Raw genomic sequence first — 19183 nt, 5'->3', positions numbered from 1 at the left:
AACAGGGTCACACCTGCATGAACAACTCGGATGACACGCGTTATCAGCTCTACGGGGCATGGAACAGGCACCTCTACCAGTGGTGGGACTACTACAATTCCCTCTATTTGAAGGGAGGCCTGAAACGGCCCGTGATCCGGTTGTCGTCGCTTAAGGCCGTATTGGGGCAATGGGACGCGGCCAACAGGACACTGACGCTGTCCCTGTTTCATATCGAGGCGGACGACTGGTTCCGGGTTATGGACACCCTGCGCCACGAGATGGCCCATCAGTACGTGGACGAAGTCCTGCGGCCGGTGGGTGAAAGCGCCCACGGACCGGCATTTAAAGCGGCCTGTCAAAAACTTCGATGCGGGCATAAGTCGTCTGACCAGGGCGTGCCGCAGGAGGAGGGCCGGGCCTTGCGGCGCCTGAAGAAGGTCCTTTCCTTGGCGGCCAGCCCCAACGAGAACGAGGCCCAGCTGGCGATGCAGAAGGCCCGTGAACTCATGCTCAAGTATAACCTCGACCGGGTGGCGCTGGATTGTGAGCGCGACTTCTTCTCCCGGACGCTGGGAACGATAAAGGCCAGGCATACCTCCGCGGAGCTGAGAATGGCCTCCCTGCTGGGGCGCTTTTTCTTCGTGGAGGTGCTGTGGCAGCACACCTACGATGCCCTGCAGGACAAGGCGGGAACGGTTCTGATGGTCTACGGGACCCCGTCCAGCCTTGAAATGGCGCACTATGTGTATGACTACCTGTGGATGGTGATGGAAGCCCTGTGGACGCAATACAGGACGGTCAATAAGGTTCCGGGTCACCAACAGCGCCAGCGATATTTCGCGGGGGTGCTTGACGGCTTCTACCGGAAGCTGGAAAAGCAGGAGCGGGCGATCCAGGAGATACAGGCCCTGGTGTGGCAGGGCGATCCCCGCCTGACCGGGTATTATCGATATTTGAACCCCAGGATCCGCACCTGTTACGGGGGCGGCGTGCATGCCACCGGTGTGTATCATGCCGGTGTCAATGACGGCCGAAAGGTGACCCTGCACAAGCCCATCCAGGAGAAGAAGTCGTCGCATGGGGGTTATATTGCGCGGGAGTGAGGCGGCAGGACGTACAGGGCAATACCGATCGAAAATTTGCCGGAAAAAAAACAAATAGCATCAAAAATCTGGCCCGCTACATTATCCGGACGGCCTTTTCCCAAGAGCGGATGCAATATCTTCCGGCATCAACCGCATCCGACGGAAGGCCAAAGTCATCTATCAATCCAAAGACGGCCGTGACCTCAAGGTGTTCACGGCTTTAGACTGGCTGGCCCAACCGACCACCCACATCCCCAACCACCGGGAACACATGGTCCGCTATTATGGCCACTACAGCAACAAAAGCCGGGGCCAACGGATAAAGGCTGGCCGCGATGATGGCATTGCCCAAATTATTGATACCGGCCTGTCGAATAAGGCCTTCAGAAAATCCTGGGCGCTTGATACAGAAGATATATGAGGTTGCCCCGCTACTTTGTCCCAAATGTCAGGGACAAATGAGAATCATTAGTTTTATCGAGGAACAGGCTGTCATCAAACAGATACTTCAGCACCTGGGATTGTGGGAGATAGGCAACACCGGCCCGCCACCCACGCCGAATCTGAATATCGTCCGTAAACTGACGTATCAGGTGGTGCCTGATCAGGCACCACCTGATGACGGGTTCTTTTCTCAGGTTTCCGATTATGGCTACTGGGCGGATTGATGTGTGATTTCTTGACCTCGTGGCACGGTAGGTCTGTCTCCAAAATCCCATGTTTTTCTTTGTTTTCCGCTTCCCCGACGTTTTTTCTGCTCTTGCTTTTTCTTCTGAAACAATCCGTTGCCCCTTCTAAAAAACACCCATCAACATATGGTGACCTCAAAAAATTGACACACAAGTCAGCCCTTGCTATAAGTTATAACCATAAAAGCAAGTTCTTATCCTTGATAGCCCTTGCTCATTTTAATTTTTAAAGGAAGGATGCTCTCATATGGATGATTTAGCATCAAGACTAAAAGCTGGACCTGCCTTACTATTTTTAGGGCAAGATTACTTAAAGCTTGAGAATTCAGTCGATACCTTTCTCGGTCAGATTCTAGACAAATACGGCCAAGGCCATGAGGATATAAGTGATTACAGTTCAATATTTAACACTAACGCTTCCCTTAACCCGGCCGAGTCTATCGCCTGGATGTATAACCGCTGCCGTTACATCCCGGCCCCTGAACCACTTCAAGTTATTGCTCAATTCGCATGGAGTAGTGTTTTTACAAGCGCCATTGATTCGATAATCGATCAAGCATTTCGTGCGACCTGGCGAGAAATTCAAATAGTTTCTAGTCCCGACTATATACCTCATGACCCAAGAAATAGTTCGCGTTTACATATTTGGCATCTATGTGGTTCTGTAGCAGCGGCACCAGAGACAGACGGATACCCCCCATTAAGACTTGAGGACTCTTGGCAACGACAAACAGTATCGACCTTGATGTCGACAAAAATTCCGGAAATATTAACCCAAATAGGTACAATGCTAATAGAAGGTTATTCCTGCAAAGGCACCGACTGGATAACACCCCAGCAACTTTATTCGATTATTAATTCATTACTACCAAACCAAGTACACATATTTAGCTATAATTTTGATCATAATGAGCCCCCTGAATTAAAAGCCTTAAGAGAAAACGGTAAGCTACAATGCCATCCGGAGAGCCTCGCCCAATGGTTTTTGAATTCGTCTGAAATTGGTGCCATAAAATTAGGAGAGTCTCCGGAGGAATTTGAGCTTGGCCACCAAATTTTAATCAATGGTACTCCAGTAACAATACCAAAAGAATTGTGGATTGATATCAAGAATATTGCACGAATACCTGTTCGTTCTGTTTACCTTAGGCCTGTCGAAAATAAATCATCTCAGGATTATTCTGACTTCAGAAATTTTTTGTATGAGTCATCTTGTTGCCCAATCTGGGATGGTTACGCCCGCAATTTTGCGTTTAACAGAGATTTTGAAGATAAGCTGAAAGAAAGAGTAATAAAAGGTTTAAATTCGGATCGTATGAGATCTCAACCGTTAATTATTCGGGGCCAGACTGGTATTGGGAAAACGGTAGCTTTAGGCAATTTAGCCTATAAAATTCAAAAAGAGGGCACTTATCCGGTTATTTTCATTGAACGTGCTGTAAGAAATGTTAGGCGCGACTCAATAATCATTGATAAATTTTGTGAATGGGCGGAAGAGAAGGGTGCAAAATCTACCTTAATTATATGGGATGGCATGCGTGATCCCTATGGCTATGTAGAATTATTGAACTTGCTTCGGAGTAGAGGGAGAAAAGCACTTCTTCTCGGGAGTTGCTATCTCATTAGGGATGAAGCTTTCAGTACCAATAACATGATTGATGTGCAAGCGGAGTTAACAGAAAATGAAAAGAAAAATTTCCCAAAATATATATCAAGGTTTGATCCAGCCTTAGCCAAAAAACTAACTGTAAATCCACAGTTATTTTCAGATCGTTTTCTGGTCTTCCTATACCGCATGTTGCCACCAAGTAGAACTGCCATTCGGGACGGGATAGAAAATGAAGTCTATTTCACTGAAAGATACATTTCTAATCTAGTCAAGAAAAGAAATATACAGCAAGGAGAGGACTCGAACACAATTCTTGCCGATGCTCTTTTCAAGGCAGGGATTATAAAAGAAAACCCGATTCTGAAGGATGAGACTATTGATATTTCGAATGAATACATGACCGAATTAAACGTACTTTTTGGTTTAGTGATGGTACCGGGTCAATTTAATATTTCATGCCCCTTTGAACTTTTAATGCGTAGCATTGGTAAGAGATCGGTTCAGAGCTTTGTTAATATTCTTAAACAAGTAGATATTTTTCAGTGGGTTCAAGATTCCTCCGGAACCATTTCAATTGGCCCAAGGTCAGCTTTAGAAGCTCAAATTATAGTAAAGCAAAGAATTGGCGGCGCCAAATATGAAGTTGAATTTGTCCGCAAGCTTCTTAGTAACATTGATCGTAGCACATTGTTTCAAAATGCAGAAATTCAATTTGCTGTCGAACTAGTCCAGAACATTGGGCCGAATGGGCGAAACCCAATATTTTATGATGACTACTTAAGAGATATCTCGGATGCCCTTAAAGAGCTTAGAGAAATTCGTGGAATTACAAATCCCAGGTTAATGCTTCAAGAAATAATGTTTTTAAGAGAGTATGCTAAAAAGCAAGATAATAATAAAGAAAAACGTGTTGTTTTACTTGAGGCTGAAGCTGTTTCAAAGCAGGCCCTTTCCATAATTGAAGACAAATCAGCTAACAGACAATTAAGGAGTTCAATACTTGTTGACCTTGCAGCAACTTATGGCCAGTTATCAAATAACGAGGCAACACCATCTGAAAGATTAAATTATGCACAAATGTCCCATACTTTATGCCTTGAAGCCTTTTCCCTTGACAGCCAAAACCACTACCCGATTGATGTAATTAGTTGGACCTCAAGGGATCTACTTAAAGATAATGTGTTAACGGAAGATGAACGTTTAGAAATAATTAAAACTGTATTTCATGCATTTAATATCGCCGAGACCGAACATTTTTATGGCTCAATCCTTGCTCGGATAGAACAGAGAAAGCTCCAGATTGCTGAAGTCATTAAAGATACTGAACTTTCTAATAAGGCTTTTGCTAAGCTTTTAGATCAAGGCTCGGCTTCTGGAATCTTTTTTAGAGCATCTCTGCAGGTCACGTTTTTGTATGATAAATCTATGTTTTCAGAGAAAGAACAGATGGCCTGCAAGGAAACCTACGACTATATGCTCTCCTTTGGTGATATTGTTTTCAGCGACTTACAATGCCTATATTTACTATTTAGAGTTTGGTGGGTATGGAAAACAGGAACTCTCTTGTTTTATGGTGAACGGATATGTTTACCATTTACTCATGATGATTGGTTTGAATGCAGAAAGATGGTAACACGACTACAGGCACATGATGAGATTAAGAATAACTTAAGAATGAGATACATAGAAGCAGTAGCTTGCATACACCTAAAGGACCACCAAAGTGCTATGCAAATTTTCTCTGACTTAGATAGAGAATCCCTTTCTTTTAATAAAAGAGTCTCTCGGTGGTATCTGCTTAGTGACGAAAATGGAACCCCAATGCAATTTGAAGGAACAATCGTAAATATAAATGAACGGGGGCAAGGCAGTCTTCATGTTAACGAATTTCAACGTAATATACCCTTTTTAGTACATGAGGCAAAAAAGGCTGATCCGCAAAAAGGCGACAACCTTACATTTAAGGTCGCATTTAATATGAGAGGTTTAATTGCTGATTTTCGCGAATAATTAAATTGTTACTTAGGAATCGCTTCATGCATATCCTACGACTAGTCGAAAAAACCGTATCAAGTATAGAAGAAATCAATGATATGGTAGCTTCTGCGAGTAAAGGTAGAATTATTGTATTTCATCGAAATAGCCATCCAACTCCAACCGTCGAAATCCCAATACACGGATTTTTTACCACTATATCTTGGTTGTATATTATGTACTTTGAGTTACCAAATACAACACTCAATTTTCTTCAGGAGCGAGCACACAAATTAGGGGTTGCTTCTGAAGAATCAATCCAGAGACACATGAAATGTATCCATGATTTCAGAACTTGTTGTCAACACAATCTTAAACAAGAATCAAAGGAAGATATTGCTAAAGAAGCAAGATGCCTTGAATGGATACGATTCCATATTAACGACTTTAGCAACACAAGCATATGGATACCCCCCTCGGAAAGTGAAATTTGGAGCCAGTTACTACATTCTTTATTTACAGAAACTTACAACTTCCTAAATATCTTATCAAAAACCACTAAAGAAATTGTAAAAGATGTTTTGGCGCAAGACACATTCGAAATACTTTTGTCTCGTATAGAAAAATTCTTCCATGCCCATGAATGGGATCGAATAGTAAGAGACGTCATAAATGATTTAGGAATGGAATATTTGGATATATCAAACTTACGCTCAAGACATTTCGAAAAATGGAATAAACAACTCTCTATCCTATCCTCCAGAGTTAATATACAAGAGGAGGCTCGAAAAATTGTAGAACACACAATTATTAAAGATTCAAATATTCCCCTCCCAATAACTGGAAGAGATATTATTGCTGTGTTAAACATTCCACCTGGTCCTGAAATCAGGGCTAAGCTAAAAGAAGCTGAAGAGCTATTTTTTAAGTCACCTTGTGGTAGAGAGGAATTGTTAGCTCAATTAAAATCGGAAGAGTAGAGAATTTTGACCCAGAGAGTCAAGATTTTACTGACATTCTGGGAGCAATATACTTATTTGTATTAGTTGTCCTGAACAGAATTTGAGTTGACAGTGATCAGCTCCTCTGGATGTTAGATTAAATTACGCTGCCATCTTTTTCTTGCAGATCAATTTATTTGTAAAAGTTAAGATATTCCCGGACACTTCCGGCAGATGGTAAAGCGCCACCCCGGCTCCTTAAAAAAGCCGGGGTGGTGCGCGGTTGTCCTCTCGGGTATAAGTGTTTTTTTGGTCGGCAGCCCTTTACCGCTCCTGCACGGCTAAATCTCGATTATTTTAATATTTCCGCCTTGATGCCATCGGTCACCGCATACAGCATTTCCATTAACGCGGCATCGTACTTTTCGATGTTAAACGGTCCTTTTTTGCCGTCCAGCACCTCGTCGGTCGCAATCAGGGGATTCTTGAGTTTCACCACGGGATGCCACTGGGTATAGCAATCGTAGCGCATGCTCTTGTTGCCCTTGAACCCCACTTCCTGGGCCCGCAGGTCGGCGCTTAACAGCACGTTAAATGCCTCTAAAACGGGTTTGCTCGTTTTGTCCTTATCCACCTTGAAGTTGACCTGCAAAAATCCGTCCGCGCCAAGGCTGTGGGTGATCTCTCCCAGGTTCATCACCACTTTTATCATCTGAACCGGCCCGGGAAAAAGGCCAAGCCCGGTGGTGGATATCTTCTGCGACTTTTCGACCACAGTGGGTTTGTAGACGCCGGAAGAAACCCCCCGCCCGGCTTTTTCCTCTTCCAGGTTGAAGGCCTTGTAGGCCTCGTTCTGCTGCACGGCCTCCTTGCTGATAACCTCGATGCCGTTGGCCTCAAGCACCTCTTTTATGGCCTGGTAGACCCGGTTGGACGTGTTGGTGTAATAATCCTTGTCAAGCTCAAGGGTATCTACCTGAGTTTTGACATTGTAAAACATGCGGCCCTGTGACGCGGCCGTGTGCATGGCACTTCGTTGCGAGGCCACGCTGTCGGTTACTTCCTTTGAGGTGACATACTCTCCATAGCACTCAAGGATAACAAGTTTTTTTACGCCAAGCTTTTTCATCTTCTTGGCGTCAATAGAAAGGTTTTTCTTTACAAACAGCGCCGGGTCAGCGGCCTGCTCGGCCGAGAATTTGGCGGGCCCGGCTGCCAGCGGGGCAGCCGCCAGCAGCAACACCATCAAAACGACCAACTGTTTTTTGAGGAGTGCTTTCAGGGGTTTTGTGCGCTCTCCCTTTTCTTGTAATGAATGAAAATTTACTTTGCATCTCAACTGGTTCTTTGAGTAAGATACAGGATATCATCTGTAACAGACACGAAAGAGGGGGACTCATGAAACTTGTAAAATGGGTAGTTATCATTGGCGTGCTGGTTGTGCTGGGGCTGGTGGGGTTTGTTTATCTGGCGCCGGAGACGGCCACCCGGGTGGCGGTGGATCTGCGGCGGGCCGAGGCGGGCCTTGAGCGAAAAACGATTACCCTGCCGTCCGGCGAAACCTATGTGTACCTGGAGGGGGGCACGGGCGAGCCGGTCCTGCTGCTCCACGGGTTCGGCGCCAATAAAGACAATTTCACGCTTGTGGCAAAGTATCTGACCCCCCGCTATCATGTGGTTGCGCCGGATCATATCGGGTTCGGCGAGTCGGACCGGCCGGCCGGCGCAGACTACACCCCGGCGGCCCAGGCGGTGCGGCTGCGCGGATTTGTGCGGGCCCTGGGGCTTTCAAAAATTCATATCGGCGGCAGCTCCATGGGGGGCCATATCGCCATGACCTATGCCGCGCTCTGGCCGGACGAGGTGAAAAGCATGTGGCTGCTGGATCCGGGCGGCGTGTGGTCTGCGCCGGAAAGCGAAATGCGGCAAATCATTCGTGAGACCGGCAGAAACCCCCTGATTGCAAAGACCCCGGAGGAATTTGTAAAGATTTTTGATTTTGTGATGACCGACCCGCCGTTTATCCCCACGCCGATTCTGCACGTGATGGCAAAGGAGCGGGTGGAGAACGTGGGCCTGGAGGAAAAAATTTTTATTCAGCTGACCGGCGACTCGGTGGAACGGCGCATTCAGGGGCTGGCCGTGCCGGCCCTGATCGTATGGGGAGACCAGGACCGGGCCATTCGGGTGGAGAGCGCCGGGATTCTGCACGGCCTGCTGCCCGTATCCGAGGTGATCATCATGAAGGGGCTTGGTCATCTGCCCATGCTGGAGGCGCCGAAGCAGGCGGCCCATGACTATATGGCGTTTCTTGACCGCCTGAAAGGGTAATGGACGGAAGCGTTTTGTGAAGGAGACGCCATGGGATTTGTGGAAGACATTGAAAGACTGAACCGGCTCAGGCTGGAGGGCGCCATTTCCGAGCAGGAGTACCAGGATGCCAAGGCGGCTCTGCTGGCCCAAAGCCGGCCGGCCGGGGAAAAACTCAAGCAGGCCATTGACGGGATTGCGCCGGACGATAACATGTGGGGGATCTTCATTCACCTCTCCCAGTTCTGCGGTTACCTGGTGCCCCTGGCCGGGCTGGTGGTTCCCATTGTGCTGTGGCAGATCAAGAAGGAGGATTCCCCGGTCATTGACAGGCATGGCATCGTGGTGACCAACTGGATTCTTACGGCGTTCATCCTTGGGGTCGTTTTCGGCCTGCTCTGTTTCGTGCTGATCGGCATTCCGCTGATGGCGGCCCTGGTGGTGGTGAGTATTATTTTTCCTGTTATCGGCGCCATCAAGGCCCGAAAAGGGGAGGTGTGGCGGTATCCGCTTTCCATCGGGTTTTTCAAGTTCCGGTAGTCCGTTGCCGTTCAGGGTCGGCGGTATAAAGAGCCCCGGTGATATAAGCGCTTGACTATTCATGTGAACATTTCATAGAATAGCAAAAATATTTTTTTGAGAACGAAAACAATGCGAGGAGGGCGTGCCTGTGACACCCAAATTTACACGAATTCTTTTTTCCACCGACCTTTCCGAACATGCCCGCTATGCGTTCAAGTACGCGGCCAGCGTGGCGGCCCTGTACAAGGCGGGGATCGTGATTCTTCATGTGCTGGAAGAGGAGACGTCGGACAACACCCGCAACATGCTGTCCGTGTTTCTGGGCAGCGAGAAGATGCGGGAGCTTGAGCAGAAACAGGAGGAGCACGCCAGAAGCGCCCGGGACATTCTTATCGGCAAGCGTCAGGAGGCCGATATCGTTAAAGAGGCGTTGAGCATGTTTTACGAGGACTTAAAACCCCAGACATCCCAGGAGAACACCTACCCTGAGATTCTTGTCAAAAAAGGCGACACCGTGGACGAGATCGTCTCGGCGACCCGGAAATACGAATGCGACCTGATCGTCATGGGCCACGGCAAATACAACGCCCTGGCTGAGGCGGTGCTGGGCTCTACCACCAAGAGTGTTCTACGAAAAAGCAGGGTGCCAGTCCTGGTGATTCCCATGCCCAAAAAAAATTAGGCGGAAGGCTGTCGGTGTGTTGAAATATGGCTGCCTGTCGCTGAGGCTGCCCGTCATTCCGGTCAACCGGTTCTGATACACCCGGAAAATCCATGGAATATGCCATCACGATCAAGATCAGCCGCCGGCTTCTGCTGTTTCTGGGCGGTCTGGTGGTGGCGGGAGTGGTTGGTGCGGCCTGGCTGTTTGTGATGCTTGATCCCCTGAACAACATCCAGTTGCGGGTGAATCTTCAACAGCAGCAGATCAAGGCCCGCATGGCCGCCTCCTTTCCGGTGACGGCGGACATCGACCAGATGCTCCGCGTTCCCCTGAAGGCCGACATTCCCGTGAGCGTTCCCTTCAGCCAGGAGCTGTCCGTCCCCCTGCACAAGACCTTTGATGTACCGGTGGAGATCAACACCACCATCCCGGTCTACATGACGGTGCCCTTCAAGTCCGACATCCCCATCGACACACAGGTTTTTCTGGAGACAGAGGTTCGCACGTCAGTGCTGGGCGTACCGCTCACCGTACCCATCAAGGGATATGTGCCGGTGCGTGCCACCATTCCGGTGGACCAGACGGTTACGGTAAAAGAGGATTTTCAGCTGGCGCTGCGCACGCCGGTAACAGTGGATATCCAGGATACCTTCACCATCCCCATTACCACCCGGTTTACCGCGACGGTTCCTGTGGAAACCGAACTTGCGATTCCATTTCAGGATACAATCCAGGCAAACGTTGCCCTGGAAGGGGCCGTTGCCGATCAGCTTCCCAACCTTTATATTCTGGACAACGCCATCGATATCGGCCTGGGGCAGTTCAGACTGGTATGGAAAAAGGACCGGTAGCCCGGATCAGTCCAGCTCATCTTTGACCAGGGCCGCCATTTTTTCAAGCACCGGGTAGGTGACACCCCGGTGCAGCAGGACCATTTCCACAAGGTCGTCTTCTTCAGCGATCTCTTTTGCCAGCTTCTCATCCGTGGCCAGATGCGCCAGCACCGACTGGTCAGAAGACCGGGCGATTTTTTCGGCAAAGGGCAGGGTCTTGAAATAGGCTTGCAGTATGGCGGTGATCAGATCTTCTTCCCATCCCGGTGAACAGCACTGCCGCATGATGATGTGCATCAGCCGGGTATCGGCGGCCACCATTTCAATGATCGCCGTGTCATCCATGTAACGTGCCGTGACCGTACGGGCGATGCCGCGGGAAAACCCCAGGTTGTCCCGGTTAAAGGGGTCGTCGGCCTCCTGGTATTTATCCTTTTTCACCAGGGCCTGAAGGGTTTTCAACGACTTTGCGGGGGTGGAGACAAGCTCCCGGTTGATGGCCCATGCCGGCAGGTTGCCGCCGGGGTCCATGTGAAGGACCAGGGTCAGTTCACACAGGTGGTCGCCCTTGAAGTTCAGCAGGTACTGCTGAAACATGCCGGGCAGCCGCACCAGCCCCTCTTTTGCGGGGTAGTCGGGGTGGGTGATGAGCGTGGTGGTGGTGACGGTGCCGCAGGCGGCCGGATCAAAAACCGCCCGTGCCGCGGCAACACCGTCCCGGTCGTTGGTGGGCCAGGGGAAATCCAGCACCAGGTAAAGGTCGATGTCGTTGGGGGTATGCACCTTGATGGTTTCGGTGTGCAGCACATTTTTCATCCACAGGGGAGTGGCCGGCACGTCCCGGAGCAGGTGGCCGATCTGCTCCATGGATGCCTCAACCATGGCTGTGGCTTTGTACATCTTAACATCCGACCCCTCCACCGGCCGCGAGTAGGTGGGAATGCCGTCGATTTCGCCTTCAAACTGCCATGTGGTTTCCGCCATCGTCTGCCCGGGCCACGCCCAAAGAATTGCCAGGCAGATAAAAAAAGCCCGGCCAAACTGATTTACCGCTTTTGTTCTCATAAAAACCTCGCGCAAAAAAGAAGGCGCCTTCTGCGCCATGGTTCTGGTCCTCAGGTTTAAAATCCCACGTACGCCTGGAGCATTCCAGCTTCGTCATTATAAAAAGGGGTAATATACAGGCTTTAGAGGGGGCGATCAATAAAACTTTTACAAGACCGGTAAGGGTTGATGACAAAAATTGACAAAGCTTTGACAGTTTCCGTTAAACGTAGTACAAGGTTTGCGTTTCGGTTTATTTTGTACACATGTATCTATAAGTCGCGTTCGCCATTCCATGGCCTTGGAAAAGGCCCTGTTCGGCTCGAGCAGGTGTAAAGGTTTGTGTAAATATAGATGTCCCCTGTCATTGATCATCCGGCGGCAGCCGCCGGTTTTGATGTTTATGTGACCGGTTCCGGTTGCCGGAACCCAAAGAAACATCTCATCAAGCAAAGGAGGTTGGACATGGGAGGTATTTTGCATCGACTGTTCCTGGGGCGTGCTTTTTTTGCCCTTTCCCTGGCGCTGTTGCTCCTGACCGGCGTGGTTCCATCCGTCTGCGCGGCAACGCTTGCCAAGGAGGAGGTCCGGAGCGTACTGCAAGAAAGCACCCAGGCCCTGCTGTCCGGAAGCGCCTTTTCGCCGGCTCTGGAAGAAAAACAGCAGGCATTAAGAGAGACGTTGCAGTCCGGCGCCATCAAGCGGGCCGAACTGTCGGCCATGCTGGAAGAGAGCATTGTTCCCATCCTCGAAAAACACCGCACGTCACGTTATATCCTGAAAGACCTTCCGGCAAAGTTTGACAAGCTGGTGGCGCCTTACATGGAGTGGGAGGAGGTAAAGGCCGTTGTCTGGAAGGCCTGCTCCGCCCTTATTCCGGACGGCGAGCAGCTGATGCTCAAGATTGGCACCCTGGCCCCTCCGGGTACGCCCTGGCTCAACGTTCCCGAAACCCTGCTGGTGCCCCAGATGGCAAAGCTTTCCAACAACAAGGTGGTGATCAAGATATACGGCGGTGGTACCATGGGGGAAGACACCGATATCCTGAGAAAGATGGATATCGGCCAGCTGGAGGGGTGCGGCTGCACGGCCCTTGGCATTCTGGCCGCCTCCCCGGAAACCGCTGTTCTTCTTCTGCCGGGCCTGTTCAACAACTATGATGAGATCGACTATATCTATGAAAAGTTTCGCAGGCGGCTGGACCGGGCCTTTGAGGAAAAAGGATATATCCTGGCCGCCCTGATCGACACCGGTTTTTTTCACGTGTTTACAAAAAACAAAATAACCGGCCTGGCGGACCTGAAAAAGCAGAAGGTGCTCACCTGGTTCGGTATCATGGAGACCACGCTTTTCCGGGAGCTGGGCATTGATGCCACGCCCGTGGCCGTGCCCGAGGTGGTATCGGCGTTAAGCACGGGGCTGGCCAACGCCAACCTGGCGCCGGCGGCATGGATGCTGGGCATGCAGGCCTACCAGTATGCCAATTACTACACGACGCCGGCCCTGCTGTACTCGCCGGCGGCCGTGGTGGTCAGCACCCAGACCAAGGACCGGTTCCGCAAGCAGTTCGGCATGTCCGAACTGTTTGCCGACAATATCACGGAACTGCTTGTCTATGAGGTCTCCACCCTGGAAACCGAGTGGCGTAAGCAGATTCGCGATTACGATGCAAAAAGCCTGAAGGCGTTTGAGGCCAAGTGCGGCATGAAGCCGGTGGTCCTTTCTCAGGCGGACCGGCAGGCTCTGGAAAAGGCCGCCAAAGGGGTCCAGGCCAAGCTGGCGGGCAAGGCGTTTCCCGAAGATCTCATGAACGAGATAATCAAGGCCCTTGAGGATTACCGGGCCGGGGGGACGGGTCGGTAAAGGCACGACCGCCGGGGTTTCTACCGGTTTTGTGGAGGCGAACCCGCCAAAAAAACCTGTTGACAACGCCGGCAAAGGCTCATATGTAATAAAGTTAAAAGTTTAACGTTTTGGTTTGGAATAAAAATTTTTATAATAAAATACAATATGTTGTTGTTTGTATAAACCAGATTGACCAGTCCGTGTTGTCTTTGTCAAAGCGCGTTAAAAGGATGGGGAGTACCGGGGCTTCGTGCTGCCGGACATATGCGTTTTTAATACCATGAATATGGATAAGGAAAAATGACATGGCTTTTTTAAAACACAAAACAGTGTATCTGTTTGCTATTGCCGTTCTTTGCGTAACGATGGCGGGCTGCATGTCCATGATGCGAACGGGCATCAGTATCGCGCATCCGGCTCTGGAGAATATCGAAGCATCCCTGTTTAAGCAGCACAACCTGGATCTGGCGGAAAAGGGGCTCCCCGGCACCATCATGCTGCTGGAGGGTATGCTGGAAACCGCTCCCAATGACATGCTGCTTCAGGTCATGGCAGTCAAGGCCTATGCCGGGCTCGGCATGTTGGTGGAAGACGAATCTCCGGAAGAGGCCACGGCGCTTTATACGCGGGGTACCGAATGGGGCATTGCGGCCTTAAAGCAGCATGGCGGTTTTCGCAAAGCCCTTGAACAGGGCAAGAACATGAACGAGGCGGTCCGGGAGATAAAAAGCAAAAAGTTTGTGCCGGCCCTTTTGTGGACCGCGGCCAGCATGGGATCCAACGTGCTGCTCAACGTGGGCGACCCCATGATCGCCATTGACCTGGGCGCAGTCAATGCCATGGCCGGCCAGGCAATTACAATTGACCCGCGGTATTTTTACGGCTTTGCCCACATGTTCATCGGAACGGCCAACAGCATGCTGCCCGCGGCGTTCGGCGGCGACAAGGGAAAGGCTCTGGGGGCGTTTGAAACCATCTCGGCCTTGAATAACGGCAAGTTCCTTCTTTCCAAGGTGTTTTACGCCCGGTTCTACCTGACCGACGACAAGCTCATCAATCAGACATTAAACGGCGTGGTGGAGGCGCCGGACGGCCTGATTCCCGAGATTGAACTGATGAACCAGATCGCCAAGGCAAAAGCCGGTTACTATCTCAATCAATAGCATAAGGACACTGTGTTGATGAAGATTCTGTATAAGATCGAAAAAATCATCTACAACATTGAGCTGACAGCCGTCGTGCTGCTTCTGCTTTCGCTGTCGGTGTTTGCCTTCAGCCAGGTGATCCTGCGTAATTTTTTCGACTATTCGATCATCTGGATGGCGGTCTACAACAACATGGCCCTGCTGGTGCTGGCGATGCTGGGCGCCAGCATCGCCACCTCCAGTTTTGAAAGAAGCCACATCAACGTGGACCTGTTTCAGGGAATCCTGAAGTTTCCATACAACAAGTACCTCAACGCGATTCTCACCTTTGTGGCCAGTATCGCCTGCCTTCTGTTTTTCTTTTTTGCCGCGCACTATGTGGACGTGGCCAGGGAGGTCGGCAAGGTGGAACATGCCATTCATACACCGGAGTGGGTGGTGGCGCTTATTTTTCCGGTCTGTTTTCTTTCCATGAGCTACAAGTTTTTTCTGTGCTTTCTTACGGATGTAAAAGATATTCGGGCCAGAAGAAAACAGCGGTAACCGGGCTTTAGAAACGGAGGGTGGCGTGGGCTTCATTATATTTGGGCTGATCCTGCTGGCGGTGTTTGGAGAGCCGCTCTTTATTATTATCGGCGGCGCGGCATTCGCGAGTTTTTATTTTGCTCTCGACATTCACCCGGCCACCCTGTTCACTGATTTTTACCGGCTCACCACCATGCCGGTGTTTGTGGCCATTCCGCTGTTTATCTTTTCCGGATACCTGCTGGCCGAAAGCCGGGTGCCGGAAAAGATGCTGCGGTTTACCAACGCCCTGCTCGGGTGGATCCCCGGGGGCCTCTGCCTGGTGGCCCTGATCGCCTGCTCCATATTCACCGCTTTTACCGGCGCCAGCGCCATCACCATTGTGGCCATCGGCACCCTTCTGTACCCGGCGTTTCTCAAGGACAATTATCCGGAAAACTTTGCCCTGGGCCTGATCACCACCAGCGGTAGCCTGGGCACCCTGTTCATGCCCTGCCTGCCCCTGATTCTTTACGGTGTCATCGCCAGCCAGCAGACGCCGCTGAACGTGGAAGACATGTTTATCGCCGGTCTTCTGCCCGGAGTTCTGCTGCTGGTACTCATGTGGATATACTCCTTTCCCTTTGGCCTGAAATACACCCGGCGCCAGGGGTTTGCATTCAAAGAGCTGATGGTCGCTACCGTGGACATCATCTGGGAACTGCCCCTGCCCTTTTTTATTATCGGCGGCATTCTGGCCGGCCTCTTTTCCGCCCCCGAGGCCGCGGCCGTGGCCGCCATCTATGTGCTGCTGGTGGAGATGTTTATTACGCGGGACATGACCGCGATCAAGCTGATCGGCGTTATTCGGCGCAGCATGATCATGAACGGCTCCATCCTGATCATCGTGGGCATGGCCCTGGGGCTGACCGACGTGTTCGTCACCCTGGCCGTTCCGGACAAGATATTTGCTTTCATCTGCAACTATGTGACCAACAAGTATGTCTTCCTGCTTCTGCTCAACTTCTTCCTGCTGTTTGTGGGCATGAGCATGGATATTTTTTCAGCCTGCGCCATCGTGGTGCCCATCGTGGTGCCCATTGCCCTCAAATACGGCGTCGATCCGGTTCACCTGGGCATCATTTTTCTGGCCAACCTGGAGCTCGGTTTTGTCACTCCGCCCATCGGCATGAGCCTGTTTATCTCCTCCATCAAGTTTAACAAGTCTTTTCCCACCATCTTGCGATCGGTGGTTCCGTTTTTTATTATTCTGTTGATCGGACTGCTTTTGATAACCTATGTGCCGGAGCTGTCGCTTTTTCTGCTTCGGTTTACCGCAAAAAAGAATTTGATTGATCCGATGGATCTTTTATAAAGACCCGGCGTATTTATTTTTTAAGGAGGCGTGGTTATGTTCATGCGGGATGGTCGTTCCAGAGGTGCGGGGTTGTGTGTGCTGGTGGTGTTGACGTTGATGCTGATGCTGGCAGGAAAGCCGGAAAGCGGAATTGCGGCGGATGCCGATACAAACGGAGTGCAGCAAACAGTGGCGGAGAGCCTGGAAGCCCTCTGGACCGGCAGGACGTTCAGCCCGGAGCTGCAGCAGCGGCAGCAGGCCATGAAAACGTTGCTGCAGAATGGAGCCGTAACCCGGGCCGACCTGGTAAGCATGATGGAAACCGCGTTTCTTCCCATGCTGGACCGGGCCGTCACGTCCCGGTATATCCTGAAAGCCATGGCCAGGGATTTTGACGCCGTTTTCGCGCCCCACATGACATGGGAGGATGGGCGCGAAATGATGTGGCGGGTCAGCACGTCGGTGGTAAAGAAGGGGGACCAGGTGTTGATTAAAATCGGCACACTGGCGCCGCCGGGAACACCGTGGCTGAGCGTTCCCGAGACCATTACCATTCCCGAGATCGAAAAAATGACTGAGGGAAGGGTGACCGTCAAGATATACGGCGGCGGCGTCATGGGCGAGGATACCGATATTTTAAGAAAGATGGATATCGGCCAGCTCGACGGCTGCGGCTGCACCTCCCTGGGCGTGCTGGCCGCTTCCCCGGAAACCTCTGTTTTTCTGGTGCCCGGCCTGTTCAAGAGCTATGACGAAGTGGATTATGTCTATGAAAAGTTTCGCAAGCGCCTGGACCGGGCCTTTGAAGAAAAGGGATATATTCTGGCAGCCCTGATCGACACCGGTTTTTTCCACATCTTTTCAAAAAACAGGATCGCCGGGCTGGAGGATGTGAAAAAGCAGAAGATGCTGACCTGGTTTGGCATCATGGAGACCACCCTGTATAACGAGCTGGGCATCAACCCCACGCCCGTGGCCGTGCCCGAGGTGGTGTCCGCCTTGAGCACGGGCCTGGCCAACACCAACCTGGCGCCGGCCGCCTGGATGCTGGGCATGCAGGCCTACCAGTACGCCAACTACTATCTGACCCCGGCTCTGATGTATTCCCCGGCGGCCATTGTGGTCAGCACCAAAACGAAGGACCGGATTCAGAAGCAGGTGGGGGTCTCGGACAACTACGCCCAGAACTTCCAGGAGATCATTGTTTCCGAGTTCAATCTCATTGAGGGGGAGTGGCGGCGTCAGATTCGGGTTTATGACGCCAAAAGCCTGAAAGCTTTTGAAACCAAGTGCGGTATGAAGGCCATGACCTTTTCCGCCGAAGATCAGAAGCTTATTGAGCAGGCGGGTATCGCGGTTCGGGAAAAGCTGGCCGGCAAAGCTTATCCGGCGGACCTGCTTAACGAGATCCTGGCGGCCCTGGAGGAGTTCCGGAAATCGCACCCGTAAGCCGGGGCGGTTTAAAAACAGAGGGTTTAAAAGGCCATTGCGAAAAGCAGTGGCCTTTTATTTTGGGTGCAGCAAGAAGGCTGTGCGGTGAGATTGGCATTACACCCGGTGCAGCAGGGCCAGAATTTCCAGGTGCCGGGTGTTGGGAAAAAAGTCAAAGGGAATCAACCGTTCTATTTTATATCCTTTGTTTTCAAGCAGGGTCAGGTCCCTTTTCAGCGTGACCGCGTTGCAGGAGAGGCAGGCCATTTTTTCAGGCCTGCAGGTGTCTGCCAGCCATTGGGTCACTTCCGGCTCCATGCCGGTACGCGGCGGGTTGGCATAGACCAGGCATCGGGGAGCTTTGGGTTCCAGGGCCGCTGTCAACTGGGGAAGGCGAAGCCTGCACATTCCCCGAAGGACGGTTGCGCCGGGCGCGTTCTGCCGGGCGCATGCAACACTTTCGCCGCTTAATTCCACACCGGTCACGGGCGCGGTCTTTTTTTTCCACCGGGCCAGCCCGGCGCCGATGCCGCAATAGAGGTCCATCACCTGGTCCCCGGAAACCGGGTTTAAAAAGTGCTCCGCCCTGTCCAGCGAGGCTTCGGCCAGTTCAACAATCGGCTGACCAAAAGTGGTGGGCCCGTAGACCAGGCCCCGGGTGTCCATGGACCGGGGCCTGCCCCACACCAGGCGCCACCCGTTTTTGGCAAACACACGATGCCCGGCACTTGGGTGCAGGCAGAGCCAAAGCCCTTCAATACCCATGTTCTGCAACCGGTTTTTTACGTCATCGGTCAGCCACTCCATGTCCGGTATGCGGGCCGATTTTATCACCAGCGTGATCTGAGCGTTGGATTGGACATAAAACACCAGGGGAAAGGAAGGGGCCGGCGGCAGTATGCCGGCAAACAGGGCCATGGCCTTCCGCACCCCGGCGCTGTGAATACGGCAACGGCCAACGGCTATCACGGCATCCCGGCGTTTTAAGCCGATGCGCCAGACCCGTCCGTCATGGATGGCGGAAAGACAGACCTTGTTTCTGTATTCCCACTGCCGCTGTTCCGGCGCGGTTTCCGGCGCTGCCAGGGCCGGCTGCCATGGGGCAAGGGTCTTTTGCGCGAAACCCAGCTTTTCCGCCAGACACTGGCCGGTGGTCATCCTCTGACGCGCACACCCCGGGCACCCCTCGGGGCAGTCGGTCTCTGTGAATGTGTGGTGGCTTGCTTCTGTCATGTACCGTTTTGCAGA

Annotated in this window: 17 protein-coding genes; 14 read left to right on the top strand and 3 right to left on the bottom strand. The window is 51.4% G+C overall.

Annotated features, from left to right (window positions below; all coding sequences use genetic code 11):
• Positions 1-17: 17 nt before the first annotated feature.
• The 5 genes from DOLE_RS15895 (at position 18) to DOLE_RS15880 (ending at position 6319) form a co-directional block, all read left to right on the top strand.
• Positions 18-1085, top strand: coding sequence for a DUF2786 domain-containing protein (locus DOLE_RS15895; protein WP_012176502.1), 1068 nt, complete (start codon positions 18-20; stop codon positions 1083-1085).
• Between the two features lie 190 nt (positions 1086-1275).
• Complete coding sequence (locus DOLE_RS17675) at positions 1276-1488, top strand: hypothetical protein (protein WP_012176501.1); 213 nt, start codon at positions 1276-1278, stop codon at positions 1486-1488.
• A 37-nt stretch (positions 1489-1525) separates the two neighbouring features.
• The gene (locus DOLE_RS18840; RefSeq protein WP_052294319.1) at positions 1526-1735 is read left to right on the top strand and encodes a hypothetical protein; all 210 of its coding nucleotides are present in this window, start codon (positions 1526-1528) and stop codon (positions 1733-1735) included.
• Positions 1736-2003: 268 nt separating this feature from the next.
• Entirely contained in the window at positions 2004-5375 is a 3372-nt protein-coding gene (locus DOLE_RS15885; RefSeq protein WP_012176500.1) for a P-loop NTPase, read from the top strand.
• 26 nt (positions 5376-5401) lie between these two features.
• Complete coding sequence (locus DOLE_RS15880) at positions 5402-6319, top strand: HD domain-containing protein (RefSeq protein ID WP_153304463.1); 918 nt, start codon at positions 5402-5404, stop codon at positions 6317-6319.
• A gap of 313 nt (positions 6320-6632) precedes the next feature.
• On the opposite strand, the gene DOLE_RS15875 is transcribed toward DOLE_RS15880, so the two are convergent.
• Positions 6633-7526 carry a hypothetical protein gene (locus DOLE_RS15875; RefSeq protein WP_012176498.1) on the bottom strand — a complete coding sequence of 298 codons (894 nt, stop codon included), beginning with the start codon at positions 7524-7526 and terminating at the stop codon, positions 6633-6635.
• A 152-nt stretch (positions 7527-7678) separates the two neighbouring features.
• On the opposite strand from DOLE_RS15875, the gene DOLE_RS15870 reads away from it, so the two are divergent.
• The 4 genes from DOLE_RS15870 (at position 7679) to DOLE_RS15855 (ending at position 10627) form a co-directional block, all read left to right on the top strand.
• Positions 7679-8611, top strand: coding sequence for an alpha/beta fold hydrolase (locus DOLE_RS15870; protein ID WP_041280643.1), 933 nt, complete (start codon positions 7679-7681; stop codon positions 8609-8611).
• Positions 8612-8641: 30 nt separating this feature from the next.
• Complete coding sequence (locus DOLE_RS15865; RefSeq protein ID WP_012176496.1) at positions 8642-9130, top strand: DUF4870 domain-containing protein; 489 nt, start codon at positions 8642-8644, stop codon at positions 9128-9130.
• Between the two features lie 130 nt (positions 9131-9260).
• Positions 9261-9794 carry a universal stress protein gene (locus tag DOLE_RS15860; protein WP_012176495.1) on the top strand — a complete coding sequence of 178 codons (534 nt, stop codon included), beginning with the start codon at positions 9261-9263 and terminating at the stop codon, positions 9792-9794.
• A gap of 92 nt (positions 9795-9886) precedes the next feature.
• Positions 9887-10627: a hypothetical protein gene (locus DOLE_RS15855; protein WP_012176494.1), complete on the top strand. Its 741-nt coding sequence runs from the start codon at positions 9887-9889 to the stop codon at positions 10625-10627.
• A 6-nt stretch (positions 10628-10633) separates the two neighbouring features.
• Here the strand turns inward: DOLE_RS15855 and DOLE_RS15850 are convergent, their stop codons facing one another.
• On the bottom strand, positions 10634-11593 hold the full coding sequence (locus DOLE_RS15850; protein WP_167320890.1) for an START domain-containing protein: 960 nt from the start codon (positions 11591-11593) through the stop codon (positions 10634-10636).
• Positions 11594-12118: 525 nt separating this feature from the next.
• Between DOLE_RS15850 and dctP the strand changes: the two genes are divergently transcribed.
• The 5 genes from dctP (at position 12119) to DOLE_RS15825 (ending at position 17953) form a co-directional block, all read left to right on the top strand.
• Positions 12119-13516, top strand: a complete 1398-nt coding sequence (dctP, locus tag DOLE_RS15845; RefSeq protein ID WP_012176492.1) for a TRAP transporter substrate-binding protein DctP — start codon at positions 12119-12121, stop codon at positions 13514-13516.
• A 287-nt stretch (positions 13517-13803) separates the two neighbouring features.
• A complete protein-coding gene (locus DOLE_RS17665) occupies positions 13804-14661 on the top strand; it encodes a TRAP transporter TatT component family protein (RefSeq protein ID WP_012176491.1) in 858 nt (285 codons plus the stop codon).
• An 18-nt stretch (positions 14662-14679) separates the two neighbouring features.
• Positions 14680-15186: a TRAP transporter small permease gene (locus tag DOLE_RS17660; protein ID WP_012176490.1), complete on the top strand. Its 507-nt coding sequence runs from the start codon at positions 14680-14682 to the stop codon at positions 15184-15186.
• Between the two features lie 25 nt (positions 15187-15211).
• A complete protein-coding gene (locus DOLE_RS15830; RefSeq protein ID WP_012176489.1) occupies positions 15212-16522 on the top strand; it encodes a TRAP transporter large permease in 1311 nt (436 codons plus the stop codon).
• A 36-nt stretch (positions 16523-16558) separates the two neighbouring features.
• On the top strand, positions 16559-17953 hold the full coding sequence (locus tag DOLE_RS15825; protein WP_012176488.1) for a TRAP transporter substrate-binding protein: 1395 nt from the start codon (positions 16559-16561) through the stop codon (positions 17951-17953).
• A gap of 99 nt (positions 17954-18052) precedes the next feature.
• On the opposite strand, the gene DOLE_RS15820 is transcribed toward DOLE_RS15825, so the two are convergent.
• Positions 18053-19168, bottom strand: a complete 1116-nt coding sequence (locus tag DOLE_RS15820; protein WP_012176487.1) for a class I SAM-dependent RNA methyltransferase — start codon at positions 19166-19168, stop codon at positions 18053-18055.
• Positions 19169-19183 lie beyond the last annotated feature (15 nt).

Origin of the sequence: Desulfosudis oleivorans Hxd3 (genome assembly GCF_000018405.1) — a bacterium.
Taxonomy (GTDB): Bacteria; Desulfobacterota; Desulfobacteria; order Desulfobacterales; family Desulfosudaceae; genus Desulfosudis; species Desulfosudis oleivorans.
This window is presented reverse-complemented; position numbering and strand designations above follow the sequence as displayed.